Origin of the sequence: Pseudanabaena sp. lw0831 (assembly GCF_016584665.1) — a bacterium.
Classification (GTDB): Bacteria; Cyanobacteriota; Cyanobacteriia; order Pseudanabaenales; family Pseudanabaenaceae; genus Pseudanabaena.
In genome coordinates this window covers 46344-63712 of record NZ_BBJB01000023.1, presented here as the reverse complement: position 1 = coordinate 63712, position 17369 = coordinate 46344, and the positions used below count along the sequence as shown (strand labels likewise).

The 17369-nt window shown below is 42.9% G+C and carries 17 protein-coding genes; 4 read left to right on the top strand and 13 right to left on the bottom strand.

All coding sequences use genetic code 11. From position 1 onward, the window contains the following. Window positions 1–329 precede the first annotated feature (329 nt). Window positions 330–3713, top strand: a complete 3384-nt coding sequence (locus APA_RS05110; RefSeq protein ID WP_201321234.1) for a response regulator — start codon at window positions 330–332, stop codon at window positions 3711–3713. A gap of 245 nt (window positions 3714–3958) precedes the next feature. Here APA_RS05110 and APA_RS05105 read toward each other — a convergent pair whose 3' ends face one another. The 5 genes from APA_RS05105 to APA_RS05085 all read right to left on the bottom strand — a co-directional run bounded on the left by APA_RS05105 (window position 3959) and on the right by APA_RS05085 (window position 7972). Then, window positions 3959–4984 (bottom strand): heme o synthase, encoded by a 1026-nt coding sequence (locus APA_RS05105; RefSeq protein ID WP_201321233.1) that lies wholly within the window; start codon window positions 4982–4984, stop codon window positions 3959–3961. Between the two features lie 37 nt (window positions 4985–5021). Beyond that, a complete protein-coding gene (locus APA_RS05100) occupies window positions 5022–6026 on the bottom strand; it encodes a heme A synthase (RefSeq protein WP_201321232.1) in 1005 nt (334 codons plus the stop codon). 257 nt (window positions 6027–6283) lie between these two features. Continuing rightward, window positions 6284–6901 (bottom strand): Spy/CpxP family protein refolding chaperone, encoded by a 618-nt coding sequence (locus APA_RS05095; protein WP_201321231.1) that lies wholly within the window; start codon window positions 6899–6901, stop codon window positions 6284–6286. Window positions 6902–6917: 16 nt separating this feature from the next. Then, window positions 6918–7364, bottom strand: coding sequence for a hypothetical protein (locus tag APA_RS05090; protein WP_201321230.1), 447 nt, complete (start codon window positions 7362–7364; stop codon window positions 6918–6920). After that, window positions 7361–7972 carry a sigma-70 family RNA polymerase sigma factor gene (locus APA_RS05085; RefSeq protein ID WP_201321229.1) on the bottom strand — a complete coding sequence of 204 codons (612 nt, stop codon included), beginning with the start codon at window positions 7970–7972 and terminating at the stop codon, window positions 7361–7363. Before APA_RS05085 ends, APA_RS05090 begins: the two co-directional genes overlap by 4 nt. A gap of 114 nt (window positions 7973–8086) precedes the next feature. On the opposite strand from APA_RS05085, the gene APA_RS05080 reads away from it, so the two are divergent. Together APA_RS05080 and APA_RS05075 are read left to right on the top strand one after the other, a co-directional pair. Further along, entirely contained in the window at window positions 8087–8587 is a 501-nt protein-coding gene (locus APA_RS05080) for a DUF2993 domain-containing protein (RefSeq protein WP_201321228.1), read from the top strand. 64 nt (window positions 8588–8651) lie between these two features. Further along, window positions 8652–9173: a thermonuclease family protein gene (locus tag APA_RS05075; protein ID WP_201321227.1), complete on the top strand. Its 522-nt coding sequence runs from the start codon at window positions 8652–8654 to the stop codon at window positions 9171–9173. Window positions 9174–9208: 35 nt separating this feature from the next. Here APA_RS05075 and rpsU read toward each other — a convergent pair whose 3' ends face one another. From rpsU to APA_RS05060, 3 genes are all read right to left on the bottom strand, one after another. Continuing rightward, window positions 9209–9400, bottom strand: a complete 192-nt coding sequence (rpsU, locus tag APA_RS05070; protein ID WP_094532977.1) for a 30S ribosomal protein S21 — start codon at window positions 9398–9400, stop codon at window positions 9209–9211. Window positions 9401–9539: 139 nt separating this feature from the next. Continuing rightward, window positions 9540–12293 carry a bifunctional acetate--CoA ligase family protein/GNAT family N-acetyltransferase gene (locus APA_RS05065; RefSeq protein ID WP_236579414.1) on the bottom strand — a complete coding sequence of 918 codons (2754 nt, stop codon included), beginning with the start codon at window positions 12291–12293 and terminating at the stop codon, window positions 9540–9542. A 144-nt stretch (window positions 12294–12437) separates the two neighbouring features. Then, window positions 12438–12752, bottom strand: coding sequence for a hypothetical protein (locus APA_RS05060; protein WP_201321226.1), 315 nt, complete (start codon window positions 12750–12752; stop codon window positions 12438–12440). A gap of 157 nt (window positions 12753–12909) precedes the next feature. Here APA_RS05060 and APA_RS05055 point away from each other — a divergent pair, with 157 nt between their 5' ends. Beyond that, complete coding sequence (locus tag APA_RS05055; protein WP_201321225.1) at window positions 12910–13395, top strand: hypothetical protein; 486 nt, start codon at window positions 12910–12912, stop codon at window positions 13393–13395. Between the two features lie 36 nt (window positions 13396–13431). On the opposite strand, the gene APA_RS05050 is transcribed toward APA_RS05055, so the two are convergent. From APA_RS05050 to APA_RS05030, 5 genes are all read right to left on the bottom strand, one after another. Then, a complete protein-coding gene (locus tag APA_RS05050; protein ID WP_201321224.1) occupies window positions 13432–14235 on the bottom strand; it encodes a hypothetical protein in 804 nt (267 codons plus the stop codon). Further along, the gene (locus APA_RS05045) at window positions 14232–15359 is read right to left on the bottom strand and encodes a DUF3419 family protein (protein ID WP_201321223.1); all 1128 of its coding nucleotides are present in this window, start codon (window positions 15357–15359) and stop codon (window positions 14232–14234) included. The genes APA_RS05050 and APA_RS05045 overlap by 4 nt, the downstream gene beginning before the upstream one ends. Further along, a complete protein-coding gene (locus APA_RS05040) occupies window positions 15319–16053 on the bottom strand; it encodes an iron-containing redox enzyme family protein (protein WP_201321222.1) in 735 nt (244 codons plus the stop codon). Before APA_RS05040 ends, APA_RS05045 begins: the two co-directional genes overlap by 41 nt. A gap of 14 nt (window positions 16054–16067) precedes the next feature. Further along, window positions 16068–17060, bottom strand: a complete 993-nt coding sequence (locus tag APA_RS05035; RefSeq protein ID WP_201321221.1) for a fatty acid desaturase — start codon at window positions 17058–17060, stop codon at window positions 16068–16070. An 86-nt stretch (window positions 17061–17146) separates the two neighbouring features. Continuing rightward, window positions 17147–17353 (bottom strand): hypothetical protein, encoded by a 207-nt coding sequence (locus tag APA_RS05030; RefSeq protein ID WP_201321220.1) that lies wholly within the window; start codon window positions 17351–17353, stop codon window positions 17147–17149. Window positions 17354–17369: the final 16 nt, after the last annotated feature.

Genomic DNA, 17369 nt, shown 5'->3' with positions numbered 1-17369 from the left:
TACTTCTTTAGCCAGTGTAACAAATCTACAAACATAGAGAAAAGCAGCAATTCTCGTTTTGGAGTTGATTTTATTTTTTGAGCAGCGCAGGCGCTGATTTTTAGAATGAAAATTGCTGAGAAACAAGCGTTGCACAACTTCGTCGCAAAGAGAGTGCTAAACTAATCTATATTTTATAAAAAAATGATATTACTTATAAACCTTGCAAACTATACACAAAACGATTTTCATGAGTTATTTTGCTCTAAATAAGATGATAATTATGGGATGCTAGAAACTAGAAATAGGAACAAAGATAAGTAGTTTAGCTCATTATTTCAGGTGTAGGGATGGAAAAAGTAAGATCGAGGATGTTACTTTGCTCAGAAATTTTGCAGAGTATGCGTCAGTCTGACAACGAAGAAAAGATTTTTCAGGGGGTCACCGCAAAATTACTAAATTTAGTTCAGGTAGGGCATGTCGCAATCTATCAGCTAGATAAATTTATAGATCGTCATAATGGAATGGGAATTAGTGGCAAGATCGTGGCAGAAGCGATCGCGCCAAATTGTGAGCCTTGTTCGCAAGAGCAGATTGAAAATCTGCTGAGAGAAGAATATCAATGGGGGCAGGACATAACAAGGAAAATCATTGATTTCTATACTGCGGGGGTGACTAGATGCGAGATTAACTTAGCTGAAATATTTGCAAGTAAGGCTTACTTACTTGTACCAATTGTTTTGTCAGAGAGAGTGGGAGATCAACCACTATGGGGATTTTTGATATTGCATCAATGCGTAGTTTTGGATGGAGATTCATTGCAAGGCGCATGGGATCAAGATGATGTGCTGATGCTGCAACAAATCGCTATGCAGATTGAGATCGCTTTGCAAAGAGTAAATCGCGATCGTAGTTTATTGGAGCAATTAGAAGAAGCGGATCATGCCTATGAAGTTTTGTACAGATGGATTCAGCAATATCGATCTTTAGTCGAGCAAATTCCTAATGTTTCCTATGTATCACCGATCAACAATAGCCCAGAATTTGCTTATATTAGTCCGCAAATACAAGAGCTTTTGGATGTAACACCTTCAGAATGGAATGCAGGATTTTTTAATGTTTGGGCTGATTATGTGCATCCTGAAGATCGCGATCGCGTTTATCAGGAAGTTCGTCACACTATCGAAACTGGAGAGCATTTTTGTTGTGAATATCGGATGATTAACAGCCAAGGGAAAATTATTTGGGTGCGTGATACTGCTCACCTTGGCTTGGCAACGGACGGCAAAACTCAGGTTTTACGTGGTTCTGCTTTTGATATTAGCGATCGCAAACTTACCGAATCAAAACTACTTCAGAATGAAACCTTACTCAAATTAACGATTTCCAATGCTCCAGTTGGAATTGCTACCTTTGATTTACAAGGTAAGATTTTAACAGTCAATCAAGGTTTCTGCCAAACATTTGGCTATCCCGACCAAGAACTGCTGAATATGAAGGTGATCGAACTGACACATCCTAACTCTGTCGAAAAAACTTTGACTGCCATACATCTTCTAGTAAATCATGAAGTAACTAGTGTCCAAGTCGAGAAACAATACATTCATAAACATGGTCATGAGATCGATGTGATTAGTCGGTTCGGATTAGTGAGAGATGAAAATGGTAACCCAATTCAATTTGTTGTGGTCGTAGAGGATGTGACCGATCGCAAAATTGTTGAAGCAAAACTGATAGCAGGACAGGTTGCTGAAGCGGAAAACAGATCTAAAGGCGAGTTTCTTGCCATCATGAGTCATGAACTCCGCACGCCGATGAATGCCGTGATTGGGATGACCGAGATTTTACAAAGAACTGCCCTATCTCGCCAACAACAGGAGTATGTCAATACTATTCGTCAAGGCGGCGAAGTTCTACTATCGGTAATCAATAGTATTCTCGATTTTTCACGAATTGAGTCAGGACATTTTGAACTCGAAGAACGACCTTTTAGACTTCATCAATGCATCGAAGAAGTTCTAGAGCTAATGGCATCGCGCACGGCTGAGAAGTTTATCGAACTGATCCCACTTATTAGTCTAGATATCCCGCAACAGTTACTAGGAGACTATCCGCGCTTACGTCAAATCCTCGTCAATTTAGTTAGTAATGCCATAAAATTTACGGAATCTGGGGAAATTGTAATTACGGTAAACTCACTATTAATTGATCGCGAGACTAACACTTACGAATTGCAATTTGAGGTGCGCGATACAGGCATCGGCATTGCACCCGAAGCGATCTCCAGACTTTTTAAAGCATTTAGTCAAGCCGATAATTCGATTGCGCGACAATATGGCGGCACTGGCTTGGGGTTGGCGATTTGCAAGCAGCTTTGTGAACTGATGGGTGGCGAAATTGGGGTGAGCAGCAAAGTCGGTGAGGGTTCAACTTTCAGCTTCTCTATTCGTGTTCAAGCAATCATTGAAGATTTAGATGCAACCACTGCGATCTCTCCAGAACTAAAAGGCAAAAGCATTTTATGCGTTAATACTAATTCCACACTCCAACAGGCGATCGCTTTGTATGTTCAACCATGGGAAATAACCATCCAAGCCGCATACACGGCAACTGACGCTTTGCAATTGCTCATAACATCTAACTTTGAGGCAGTTTTAATTGATCGACAATTAGTGGAGGCTGATGGCTCTGAAATTGATGTGTTAGAACTTGCCAAAAGTATTAAAGAGGTTTTTCCTAATTTAATTTTAATTCTCCTAACTCCAATCAATGTAGTTATCAACGAAAATACCAATTCCACCTACTTTAGAGATTGCATCACTAAGCCAATATCTACATCAAAACTCTATCAAGCGTTTCTCAATGTTTTTACTAACCAAAAAGCCATAACATTTTCCTATCCAAATCCCCAACTAATTTCTCAATCTTCATCTGAAATCGATAATATTTTGGGTGACGAGAATTTTGCTAAGTGTTATCCATTGAAAATCTTGGTTGTAGAAGATAATCCTGTAAATCAAAAGATTCTATTAGTGATGCTTGAAAATTTAGGCTATCAAGCAGATGCTGTTGAAAATGGGCAGAGAGCCGTCAATCAATTTTTAAGCCAATCCTACGATCTGATCTTTATGGATATCCAAATGCCAATCATGAATGGATTGAATGCGACTAAAACTATCCGTCAAATCCCAAATCATCAACCTTGGATTATCGGGCTATCGGCAAATGCTTTCTCAGAATCGCGAGATTTCGCCTTGAATGCAGGTATGGACGACTATCTCACTAAGCCTTTACAAACCAAAAGTTTAATTGCGGCTCTACAAAGAATTCCCCAACATCAACTCCTCTTTGTTGATCATAGTCAACCTCCCATTGACTTATCGACCTTAGCGAGTCTAGAAGATTCTGTGGGCACAGAGAATTTAGATGAGTTAATCAATGTTTACTTAGAACATTCTGCATATGCGATCGCCAAAATGAAGGAAGCTTTTACAAAACAAGACTTTGTGGCTATAGAAGAGGAAAATCATGTTCTCAAGGGTGGAAGTGGAACCTTTGGCGCGATTCGGCTTTGTAATTCTTGCCAAGCCCTGCAATCTATATGCATAAAGCTGATTAAGTCCAATGAACATACTAGTGAAGATGTCGCCAAAATTGCCGTTCTTTTAAAGAATATAGAAGAGCAGTATAACTATATATATCAAATATTCCAATCCAGAGAATTTAATCACTGATGTTACGTGGAAGAAATTTCTGCAATAGCCGAAGTCTAGGGCTATCACGCACCATCTACAGCCCCTACCGAATCTAAATTATTTACAGCAATTTTCGATCAAACGAACTACAATAATTCTTTAAAAGTGTTGCGAAGCAACACTTTTAAAGAATTATTGGTTCGGGTTTGAGCGCAAAGCGCTGTAGGCATTGCCCCCCGACCTTTTACTCTTGTCATAAAAAAGATATGCAAAGAGCATTTTCTTTATGGAATGAGAATTGCGATTGTAGTTTGGAGTAAAGATATCGCTTGCTCCCCAGAGATATGAGCAACTGGCAAGCTATCAATTCCCATCGCTACACAAAGTAACCCTAAATATAGAATCGAATATTTGAACACCGATCGCGCTACTGTGCGATCGCTTGGTTCTTTTAGTAACTTGGTTGCTTTATAAATAAATGCACCACCCAGCCCAACAGCCGACAATGCATAGACTAAACCCATGACATTGCAAGGATAAACTAGCAACAGCGATACAGGAACCAACAACAATGTGTAAAGCAAAATTTGATCAGCCGTCACTTCAGCGCCCTTGACGACTGGCAGCATTGGTACCCCCACCTTGGCATATTCATCACGAATCATTAATGCCAAAGCCCAGAAATGCGGTGGAGTCCACACAAAAATAATCGCAAATAAAACCCAAGCTGCCCAACTTAGTTCGCCAGTTACCGCCGCCCAACCAACTAAGGGCGGGATCGCACCTGCTGCGCCACCAATGACGATATTTTGAGTGCTGGAACGTTTGAGCCAAATTGTGTAAACACCCACATAGGTAGCGATCCCAGACATCGCTAGACAAGCGGCAAGGAGATTTGCATATACAGTCAGCAAGGCGAAGGAAATAATCGCTAAGACGATCGCAAAAATCAGCGCATTAAGAGGTTGAATTCGACCCGATGGAATTGGTCTCCAGCTAGTGCGCTCCATTTTGGCATCGATATCGCGATCGTATAGACAGTTAATCGCATTTGCCGAAGCCGCTGCGATCGCCCCGCCTAAAACTGTAATAAACATCAAAAATGCATCCACTTTTCCTTCAGAAGCAATCCACATCGCCCCTGCGGTGGTGATTAGCAACAAGACGATAATGCGTGGTTTAGTTAGTTCCGTATAATCTTGAATAACCTCTCGCCAGTTACGACTTGAAGATTGATTGGCTTTAGCAAAGATATTTTCTGCGATCGCTGTTTCTGAGATGTTCAATTCTTGAATTGCTGTTTCTTGCATTGCGCTTAACTCCTAAAATATTTCGCAGTTATTACAGTTAGCGAATCGCAGGTTGCGCTTGATTCTGTTCTTGGATTAAAGATTGGTCTTGTCTGGTAGCTCTAAATGCTAACACTGCAAAGCAAACGAGGGTTCCGAGCAATGCTGAACCTGTGGCTTGGTGAGCAATGGTAAGCGGTTCGACCTGTAGGTGCAGTTTATAAGTGGCATAGCCGATCGCTACCTGCGCAATTACTAGTAAACCTGTGATCGTTGCCAAGCGGTTTAATACAGGGGGGATCGCCTTATTTAGCCAAACCGTTAACACAACCGCAATACTAGCAAGGGTAGCTGGAATCACACCAATCAAGTGTGCATTCAAAACAATACACATATTCTGTGTAGCAAAGCATTGGTGTAAAGCCCATTGTGAGGCGACCAATGCACCAAGAATACTTTGTAAATACACTAAAAATGCGGCTGTTAAGCCAAGCCAAGCTAGTTTTGACGACTTGAGAAGCAGTCCATCAAAACTAGCTTGATTAGTTAAAGCTGTGGCGATCGCTAGCAAACTAGAAAAAAATAATAGCCCCGTCCCCAAGTGGGCTGTGACGATATCAAACCGTAATAACTGCGTTACCGTCAGTCCACCTAAAATCCCCTGAAAAACCACCAGAGATAGAGATCCCGATGTCGTCCAAGGTAGCCATTTCGGCAAAGATGTGCGGAAATACCAGCTTGCACTAAACAAAACAATCGTGGCAAACCCAACTGTAGAGGCAACTAGACGATGAAACCATTCTAAAAATACTTGCAGGTTCATTTGCTCTGCGGGCAATACTGAACCATAGCACAGGGGCCAATCGGGGCAAGCCAAGCCTGCATTCATCACGCGAGTCGCACTACCGATCGCCATCAACATCCAAGTTGCGATCGCAATCCCAAGCGCCATGCGATGGATCAATACAACTGGCTCTATGAATCGGTTTGTACTTTCAGAACTACTATTAGTAGAGGTTTCAGCCGCTTGTGCTGATTTATAAGAAGATAAAGAGTCAGTCATGCAAGTTTATGAGTTTCAGGCTTTCTTCGTGAATCTTGATAAAACTCAACAGAAGTATTTGTAATAGCTAGAGATTATATTAAGTGCAGTTCTAGATTTGGCGGAGGGATTTAACAATTTCTTCGCGTTAGGTATTTACACCGATCAAAAAAAAGCACAGATTCGCAGTGCTTTTTTTATGAAGCAATAAATGTTTTAAAAATGTTGCTTAGTAACACTTTTAAAACATTTATTGCTTTGGATTTGAGCGCAAAGCGCTAGAGGGTTGGGCGATCGCCTAGATTATCTAGACGTTTTTTCATGCGATTTTGGATACGGTCTTTCATGCTCTCTCTGGGGTGATTTGGTCGCTCTTTTTGTATGATTTCTTTGAGCTGCGATCGCTGTTGTGGGGTCAAGATTTCGCGCATGGCTAACATTCGCTCGAAATGTTGCTTGCGTAATTCTTGCTGGAGATTTAGCGCTTGATTATGCTTAGCCCGAACTACATCACTGCTTTCAGACCCTGCTAGTAAATCTCGTAACTCCGTATTCGCCTGACTGGATTGTTGAGCAAGCTCTCGAATCCGCGCAAGATCGCGATCGCGAATTGCCTTAAGCTTTTGTAACTGCTCAGTTGATAAATTTAATTGTTTGAGCATCCTACCTGAAGGCATATCGCCATTTTCAGGACGATCCTGCCTTTGGGCTAATATTTCGGGTTCTGATTCTGATTTATTTTCAGGGCTGGCTTGAGATTGAACTTGAGATTTCGCTTGAATTTGAGATTGCGCTGATTGCAACTGCAAGTTTGCCTTACTCGCCCAAATAGTACCACTGGCGGCAACTACGGCGGTCGCGATCGCGCAATATTGAAAAACTTTTGATTTAAACATAATATTTCTCGGCTGTTTACTCATATTCAAGAGGTGCTAACTCACTCAAAAGCTGTGTATCTGAGGAATTAGGTGCAGTATTAACCGCTTGATAGGTCATGTCATCGGTCATATTCCAACTGCTAATCAGCGACTGCTCGATCTCAGCTTTTTCAGATTCGCTAATACTTGCCATTTGATACTGCGATCGGTTCGTTGCCCAATTAAAAGTAATCCCTGTAGCGATCGCGACGGGGAGCAATAACGCCCAAGGCAGCCAACGGCGTAAATTTGCGTTAGAAGATTTTGGCGATCGCTGTGGATATTTACTGATTTCAGCAAATAGCTGTTTCTCAAAATTTGGGGCTGGGGATGGAGCGATCGGTTTATTTTGTTTGAGAAAAGACAATAAGGAGTCATTAGAATTTTCACTAGGGTCTTCGCCAAAGTGTTCTGGAAAATCTTGAGAATATTTGTTTTTCATAACTCGACTCCTTGCGCTTCTAAAAACTTTTTGATGGCACTACGGGCATGAAATAACCGCGATTTCACCGTGCCGACAGGAATAGATAAAATTTCGGCAATATCTTTTTGCGGTAACTCCTCTAGATCATGCAGAACCAATACGGCGCGATGATCTTCGCTTAGCTTAGCCAAACCGCGTTGCATTAGGTCTTGATAATGCATTTGGGTTAAGCTCGGTTGCGAATCACTTTCACGGGCGATCGCATCGTCAGCGAGATTTTCTAATTGCTCATCTTCGACAGAGATATTGCGCGATCGCATTTTGGCTAGAGCTTTACGGCGATCGCTTGCCACGTTAAAGGCAATCCGATAGAGCCACGTCGAAAACTGGGAGGACTGCCGAAACTTAGATAGTCCTTTCCATGCGCGTAAAAACACATCCTGCACCAAATCATCTAGACTATCGGAGCCACATAGCTGGTAGAGCGTTGAGCGCACCTTTTGATGATGACGCTGATAAAGTTTTTTAAACCCATGGGGATCACCCTGCAAGCAAGCTTGCACAATCGCGAGATCGGGATCGGTCTGAGGTGATTCTCTGATATCTGTTTTTACCGCTCTGAACATCTATGGCGAACATCCGTATGAGCATCTATACTTATTTAGACAATATTGGCAGGTTTAACTTATTTCTAAGCTATTAGTTTTGACTGCCAAAACCTTAAATAGGTTCAACTCACAATGTCTGCTGTTAGTTCTGTATTAATTCCTATTATTAAACTATGGTTGCGATCGCAGGTCGAGCATATCGAAACCATCGAAATTGCGATCGCTGGCAAAAGTCGTCAAATTTTAAGCGGTGATATCCCCAAAGCCACAGTCATCGGGGTGGGGGCTAAATATAAAGGCTTAGCGATCACCAATATCGATCTATGCGCCGAGTCTATTCATCTAAATATTTCCCAAATCATCAAAGGTGAGACCTTACGATTACTTGATTCCATCCACGTCACGATGGATGTCGAGCTTTCAGCCGAAGACTTTCAAAGTTGCCTTAAGTCACCAATTTTCTTAGAAGCGATCGCTGCTGATACACCTCCTGTAGCCAATAGCGATCAAGAGATTCACGCATTACTAGAAGCCCTTGTGCATAAACTCGGCAATGAATTTACGCTCCATGAACTAGCGATCTCTGATGGCGGCGCAAAGTGTCGTGGCGAATTTGCGATCGCCGCCACCTAAAGCCGAAAAAGCGCGTGGTTGCGACAGCTATATGATTAATCTAAGCCCTCTGTAATTCCCATAAATGTCCCTTGCTAATTTTGTAAATAAATTTCAGCAGCTTGTCTTGATTGCGGTCATCAACTTCGCATATATCGCGATCTCGACTCAGCCTACATGGGCTGCATCCTTCGCAGTTAGAGTTTTTGATGGCGATAACATCACCCTTGTAGATCGGGGCATCAAAACTAAAGTTCACCTTGCTTGTATTGATGCGCCTGAATTACTGCAATCCGAGGGACAACATGCTCGCAAAGTGTTGCAAAACATCCTTTACGATGAAGAGATTTATCTAAAAGTATTCAAAAAAGATAAATTTGGGCGTTACACTGCCGAAGTTTTAGCGGGTGGACAAAATGCTAACAAAGTTATGGTTTCTCTGGGGCTAGCCCATTACGATCGCCTCCAAGAAAAGGATTGCCAAGGCTATGAGGAAATTGAAGCACAAGCACAAGGCGATCTCTTAGGTGTCTGGGCAAATGGTACTAATGTGATGTTGCCAAGCCAATTTCGGCGTGAAAATAAATTACTAGGCGTTGGCTATTAGCCACAAAAAAAGGAGCGCATTGCACTCCTTTTCTATTAACTATCGCGACGGCGAAAACGACCTCTACGCTTAGCATTTTCAGCTTTACGCTTACGTTTTTCGCCTGCGGTCTCATGGTACTGACAGCGACGAATATCTGCTAGTAAGCCAGCTTTCTGGATTTTTTTCTTAAATCGACGCAGAGCCGATTCAATCCCTTCATTTTCACCAACGATTATTTGAGTCATGCTTATTTTGGTAGCAAAGTATTGTTCTTAATTATGCTGTAGTTTGGCGCATTTTAATTTAGGCGACGAGTATCTAGCTTAGCAAATCTAACCCCAGATTGTAAAGTCTTATTTTTTTAGTCACAAATCTAAGTTGGCTTTACGGCACAAAAACAGCTTTTAACATTCCTTCCTGCCGATCTGGATGTAACTGAAATCCTAAATTGCGACAGATACTTTGCATTTTGTCATTGCTATTCAAGATATAACCAACGATCGCACTGAGTTTTTCTTCTTTACCGACCTCTAAAAGTCTTCTTAATAGCTCTGTGCCTAAACCTTGATGCTGATAGCGATCGCTAACGATTAGTGCAAATTCGGCTTCGGTTGTGCCATGTAACTTACTCAACCTTGCTACCGCCAAAATCTCATGCTCGGAAGTTTGCAGATTTTTAGAATCAGCGACTAAAAGCATTTCGCGATCGTAATCAATGAAGCAAATTCGGGTTAAGCGTTCATGGGCAATCCGCTGCTTGAGCTTAACCATGTGAGCATAACGCAAATAGACACTCTCTTCTGAAAGACTTTGATGGAACTGAACCATAAGCGGCTCATCTTCAGGACGAATAGGGCGAATCGTGAGGCGATCGCCTTTTAGGGATTCCCACGGCTGCACATACTTTGTAGGATAGGGGCGAATGGCAGGAGCTGGGCGCTGGGCAATATCTGTGGTGTGAAGAACTACTCGTGCATCTAGAGCAATCATGCACTCAGGCGAAACCGTCAGAGGATTGATATCAATTTCACGGATCTGGGGCTGTTCGACAATTAATTGGCTGAAGTTAACCAATAACTGTTCAAGTTTTGCGAGGTTGATCGCCTTCCTCCCCCTAACTCCTTGCAAAGCTTGATAGATGCGAGTTTGTTCCATCATTCGTCGCGCTAAAGTGGTATTTAATGGCGGCAAGGCAAGTGCCCGATCTTGAAATATTTCTACTAGCTGACCACCCATACCAAAAAGCATTACCGCGCCGAACTGCGGATCGAGACTACTGCCTAAAATCAGTTCATAGCCTTCTATTTTGACCATCGGTTGCACAGTTACACCCAAAAAGGCTTGAGGATTTATAGCTCGAACCTTGGATGCGATCGCCATAAAAGCGCGAGTAACGGCTGCTGCATCTTCGAGATTAAGACGCACCCCACCTACATCCGTCTTGTGAGTGATAATCTCGGAATGGAGTTTAAGAACAACAGGATAACCAAAGCGATCGGCGATTTCTACAGCTTCCAGATCGCTTGTAGCGATTTCGGTTTGTACAGTGGGAATTCCATAGGCAGCGAGTAGTTTCTTGGATTCATACTCAGTTAACAGACTGCGATCGCTACTGATGGCTGGCGCTAAAATTTTCTCGGCAAGAAGGCGATCGGGTGCGTACTGATCGGAATCCGCAGGTAAGGATGGAGTTTCATAAATACTACGCAGATTATAGGTATACCGCCACATATAGTTAAACAATCTGACGGCAGTATCGGGATAGGGATAGGTGGGAATATTAGCTTGATTGAGAATTTGCGTCCCTGCGGCAATTTCTGCGCCGCCCATCCAACTTGTTAAAACTGGCTTACCTAATTGACTATAAGCCTTGAGCTTTTCCGCAGTCTGGGTGGGATTAGTTATCGCTTGCGGAGTCAAGATTACGAGCAATCCATCGCTGTTGGGATCATTTGCCACAACCTCTAGGGTTTTAGCATAGCGATCGCTATTAGCATCGCCCAAAATATCAATGGGATTATGATGACTCCATTGGGGAGGCAAAAATTGATCTAGCTGCTGCAATGTTTCTGGAGCTAGTTCAGACAATTCACCACCGCCACTGATCAGAGCATCCGTTGCGATCGCGCCTGGTCCCCCAGCATTGGTGACAATCGAGAGGCGATTCCCCTTGGGGCGCGGTTGTTTGGCGAGAATTTCTGCCATATCAAAGAGATCAGAGATCGTATGTACGCGCAATACCCCACAACGACGAAATGCTGCATTTAGCACTTCGTCACTACCTGTCAAAGCCCCAGTGTGTGAGGCAGCAGCTTTCGCTGCCGCTTCCGTATGTCCAACTTTCAATACAATAATCGGTTTATCCATCGCAACTTCACGAGCTGCCGATAGAAAGGCATGAGCATCGCCAATTGATTCCATATATAAAACTATGCTGTGGGTGTGGGGATCATCACCGAGATATTCAATCAAATCACCCCAGCCCACATCCAGCATCGAGCCGATGGAAACAAAGGCACTAAATCCCACATTTTCGCCGAGGCTCCAGTCTAAAATCGAAGTGCAGAGCGCTCCACTTTGACTAATGAAAGCAACGTTACCCGCACGAGCGATCGTACCCGCAAAGGTGGCATTTAGTCCTGCCAGTGGATTCATGACTCCAAGACAATTTGGTCCAATAATTCGCATTCCACCCCGTCTTGCTTCAGCGAGAACTTGCTGTTCTAACGCTGTCCCCGCCTCTCCAATTTCTTTGAACCCCGCCGAAACAATTATTGCCCCTTTCACTCCGACCGCCACACATTCACGAATCACCTGAGGGACTGTCGCCGCAGGTGTTGCAATTACGGCTAGATCAACTACTTCGGGAACACTAGCGATATCTGGATAGGACTTAATTCCCAATACGCTATGACGCTGAGGATTAACTGGAAAAACAGTGCCCCCAAAGGGACTGCGAATTAAGTTCCAAAGCAATGTTCTCCCCACACTTCCTTCTCGTTCACTTGCTCCAATCACAGCAACAGAGCGAGGATGAAAAATACAGTCAAGGGGATGCCGCTGTCTTTTCCAAATATCATGAGCGGGATCGCCAGCACACATTTGATTTGTTAAATTATTTGTTGAAACTTTCTCCATGCCATTATCCTAAACCTAGATATCAATGCAATTTTCCCACTCAAAAAGTAGAAGTCAAGAAAAATCCCTACTCTCTTTCTTTGACTTAGGAGAAAGGGCTAGGAGATAAGGGATTTTCTTGAGTCATTTAAGGCATGTTAAATCTTAACTTACGACGAGAGCGATAAATATTGCCATTGCTGTGAGCAAAATAGCGAATACAACTTGAGATTTAGAGCGAAGTCGCTCTTCAGCAGTTGGAAGAGTAGGCTCTTCTATATACATCGGTGTCAGAATTGCATAGTTATTCAGTAGTCCCTGATCATCTACGGTATAACCGCTTGAGATGGGAATACTTGGATTGGGGGTAGGTTCAAAAGTTGTTTCTGTAACTGCTTCTGGAACTTTTACGGAGGGTAGCTCACTGCTATCACTACGACTATCTGCTACCTTCATTTCTTTGCGATCGATGGTATACATATCGGTGATTCCTCAATGAATAATTTTATCTTTTCACTCTATAATTATACCATTTTCTCTGGTGGCAGGATAAAAATAGACAAGGAGCGAAACAATTCCAAGAACATGATCAGATTCATGTATTCTACTTTTCTCTACAGGTTAAATATTAACTTTTATGACAATTATCAACTCAAGGCTTACTGAATTTTTTGTTACTTCAGCAATATGTTTGATTTCTACATCAATGCCTCTACCGACTGAAGCTCAGTCGGGGGATCTTCAAAAATTTGTTGATTCTATCAAGTCTACTGAGCAAGTAAAGACAGCAATTAGAGGGCTTATTAGCAATCTTGACCAATGTGGAGTGGGTAGCTGCTTCAACTTTAACAGTACTGCGATTTGTGAGTGGGTTGCAGCTTTGGACTCTCAAGTAAATGGACAGATTATTGGTGACTTTACTTCTGTTGGCTCACAGGGTAATGTTGCTATTTCTTCAAGTGATTTGAGCTTGATGCGAGATATCTTTAGCCAATGCAAGCCAACCAATTATCAGTATTGGAATTATTCATCTATGCTGCATGTTTACTATGTCCCCAAACCAGAAATAGATAAAAAGGTAAGAAAAGCGTTAGGAATTCCCTCAAATAAGAGAAGTAGATAATGATTTGTCAGCGATGAATGTTACATCACTGACAAATCAAATATCGCTAGTTAGAATAAATCGCCAATCACTTTCATCCATGCCATGACTGACCAAACTAGCGATCGCATTAGGAAATACATTCTGATTGGCAAGGGCGATCGCTAAGTCATCACCTCTAGGCACACAGAACATATGGGTATATCCAGCGACGGGAGCCGAAATCTCGGCTGGCAGGCGATCACCCCACTGTACATGCAGTAATGGCAACATTTCTCCATTACTTTTTAGTTTTAAATCTTTAATGCCTTTTAGAGAGAGATAAGAGATGTTACCGCGATATTTAATGAGTATCGGTTCTAGCGATCGCATTACTTCCGCATCTACACTATAGATCCCCAATATAGACGAGCAGCGAAACCGCACCAGATTAAACTTCTCGTAAACACGTACAAGACGATTAGGTTTACCATCACCTGCATTCATCGATATTGCATAACCGCGATCGCATTCTCCTATACAAGCTGGTAAAGCATGATGCAAAATCCTCATCGAAAGATGTTGCCGCTGATAGTCGGGATGGACTTTTAAATCGCAGAGATACCAAGCTAAACATGCTGGTTGATCCTGACGGTAAGGCACTTGTCTCAATATTCCTGCACCAACGGCTGCCACGCGATCGCCATCTAGGGCAACAAAGTAACTTACAGCGCCGAGACGATCAAAAAAGGCAAAGTAATTATCACCATGATCGAGTTGAAAGAAATCATTTCCTAATGGATAGAAAGCAGTTTGTTCGATTGCCTCAATTCCAGCTTGAAATAGAGAACGTTCTGCGAACTCAATACGATGGAACTTCATGACCGAAATCCTACAACAACTTCACGATAGAAAAAAGAGCGATCGCTAGCTAGCAATTCCTGACTAAGTGAGCGATCAATCGTAATATGCTCGGACATGATAGCTGCTAAATTATGGTCGCCATTGAGTCTCCGCCCGATGATCGCGCCGCCCGAACTTAGGCAGTTGACTATCTCGTTTAGCATTTGATGTAGATTGCTTAGAGGCATCCAGTCTGAGATATTAGAAAACTGAATCAGGTCGAATTTTTCTGTTTTGGCGAGTTTCTGAAGGCAATCAACAAAAGCGCCCTGATGTAGCTGTAATCGCTCTGTTCCTAATGTGCGAATATCATTTTGGGCGGATGCTTGGAGATAAAGAGGAACTCCCTCTCCTGTGAGATTTGACGTATAGCGATCGCCCCAGACTTGAGTTAAAAAATAATTCTGATTGGGGATAAAGCGCTGTAAAGCTTGAGCAAATACATCGGCAAAATGCTCGCCAAAGCTGCGATCCATCGAGTAGTTAACGGCAGCTTCGCCAAAGGCTTGGATGAGTCGATCGCGCTCAAATACCTGCTCAAAAATATCACGCCATTGCGGATGTTGAACTGCCATTAACTGTTCTTGCAAAGGTTCGATTCCAATCTGGGCAAACTTTTCTGCAAGTTGACGAAATAGTTGTTCAAAGCGTCCGACTTGATTAACGCCAAACTCAATCTGTTCCAGTCTTGCATCCCAAAAGGCTTTTGTACTCGCAGGTAAATTTGAACTGAAGCTGGCATAGAGACTGAGCCGATCGCGATCACTTGCGGATTTATCTACGCCAATTAATTGCAATTGATCATCCAAAGATAAATGCAGTAAGGCTTGGCGACGTAGTTCGACGAGATGTAGTTGGGCGGGATTAAGATCTACCGCCTCGATTTTAGCGATCGCAGGATGTGACAGCAAACTTAAGGCGGTGCAACCACCTGAAGCCACCAAAAGCACCCTTAGCGGGTTTTGCTGACGCTTGGCTAACTCTTGGATTACACGCAATTCAATCCGAGGATCTTCGCGCACTTGCGAGAAGGCTATTTCTGAGGTGATTGCCAAACTGGAGTTACAAATCACGATATAAACTCCAGAAATAGTGAGCGCCAAGCATTAATCCTTGCAATACTTGCCGACGAGAACGCGGATCTTCCCAACCTGCTTCTGCTAATAACAGCAAGTCTCTCGCATGTTCAGTATCCATCTTTTCATGGAATGCATAGTGTGACTGACTACCCACAGATGTCCAGCCACGTTGATGGAAAGTTCTGGCGATCGCGGCACTGATCCCAACATAGAGATATTCGATCATGCCGAGCATCGCTGCTCCCGATTCTCCTGACTGCATTAGGCAATAGGTCAAAATCGATTGATTAAACGCCAATACTGGCATAGTACAAGGTGAATTGAGTTCGCATTCAGTTGCTCCCAAAGCACGAAGGTACTGCTGAAAAGTGTATTTGTGCGATCGCCAGCGATCGCCATGACCATGCTCTTCCGTAATATTTGCTAGTAATGGCAAGCGTGTCTCTAGAGTCTCAGTTCGGGCTAACACCGCAGCTAATGGCTGAGAGAAAGACTCAACGGCAAAACGGAATGGAAGTTGGCTGCGCCGAAAAGAATTGCGATCGGTTGTGGGCTCTTCCATCCAGAGCATATAGGGATGCTTATTAAAGTCATAAACTTCTGCGATCCACAATACGGCTGATTGCAGAGATGGTAACTCGCCTAAATCTTCGAGAGCCAATTCAGGATATTGCTGGATTCTCGGATTAGCGATCGGTTTTCCGATTAAAGTTTGCATATTGATTTCCTGCGTCAATTAATCACCACAGTACCGACGGGCTGACGCTGCAAGCTGGCGGCGATAAAGTCTTGTACAAAAGAAAAATAAGAAGGAATGTATGGTGCTCCCTGTTGAACAAGATCTGACTTTAGCTCTTGATGGAGACGTGGTAGATGATACCAAGGTACGGCGGGATAAAGATGATGCTCTAAATGATAATTTTCATTACACATAAAAAATCTCACTAAAGGAATCGTCAAAATCGTGCGGGTTCCGCGAACTAAATCTGCCTCATGTTCGAGCAATGTATGCTGACTCATCCCGCGAATATTGACCATTGTATTAATCCAAAGCATCGGAATCAACCAACCATGAATTAAGAATGCTGTGGGAATAGGCGATCGCAGCACCGCCGTAACTAATAAGCCAAGCAAGGCTACTTCGATCGCAATCCATACTCGTTCAGATTTATTTCCCTGCCAAAACCCAAGGATCGGAATCGCAATAATGTAAACAGGATAACCAATGATCAATCTACCCCAATGCATAAAAAATGTTAGCCAGTTCCATTTGGTGTAGTTCTTGTAATGATCAGGATCACCTTCTATACCTAAGTGCTTGTGGTGCTTAAGATGTAACACTTTGTATGCCGAGAAGTTTTGCCCAACGGGTAATGCACAAAAAATACTCAGCCATCGATTCCACTGATAATTACGACTCAGTACCCCATGCACTCCTTCATGGGTGAACAGACTAATCCCATGTAGAGAGGCTGCTGCTAATAGATACAAAGGTAAGCAGAGAATGTACACCCAAGGTGTAGCGATCGCCTGTACCAATCCATACAAAGCAAACGCTGCTGCTAAGTACAAAGCAATGAAGATCGGCAAGCGTTGAGGATGCTGATCCAGACTATGCAATTGCTTGAGCAGTTCGGGATCTAGCTTTGGCTTTTCTATCTCTTCACGAGTAGCACCCTGCTCAAGGCTAAGATTTTCCTTGTCTGAGAATTGTTGTGTTTTCATAGACCTAAGGATTTCCACAAAAAAGGATTAAAATGAGTTGCAATTATGAGATCCTATGCTTCACTCCTACTTTAATTGTGTTCGATCTAAGTTGACATAGTGGTGACTGTCATCACAGGCGATCGATGATATAAATGCGCTTTGCGCTCAAACCCAAACCAAGAAAAACCATAAAAGCGTTGCTTTGCAACGCTTTTATGGTTTTTCTTGTGGCTCGTCTGATCGGCAATTGCTGTAAATGTGCGATCACCTCCTCCATAAAATAAGCTAACCAAAAGGTAAGGGCAATTCATGAATTGCCCTTACCTT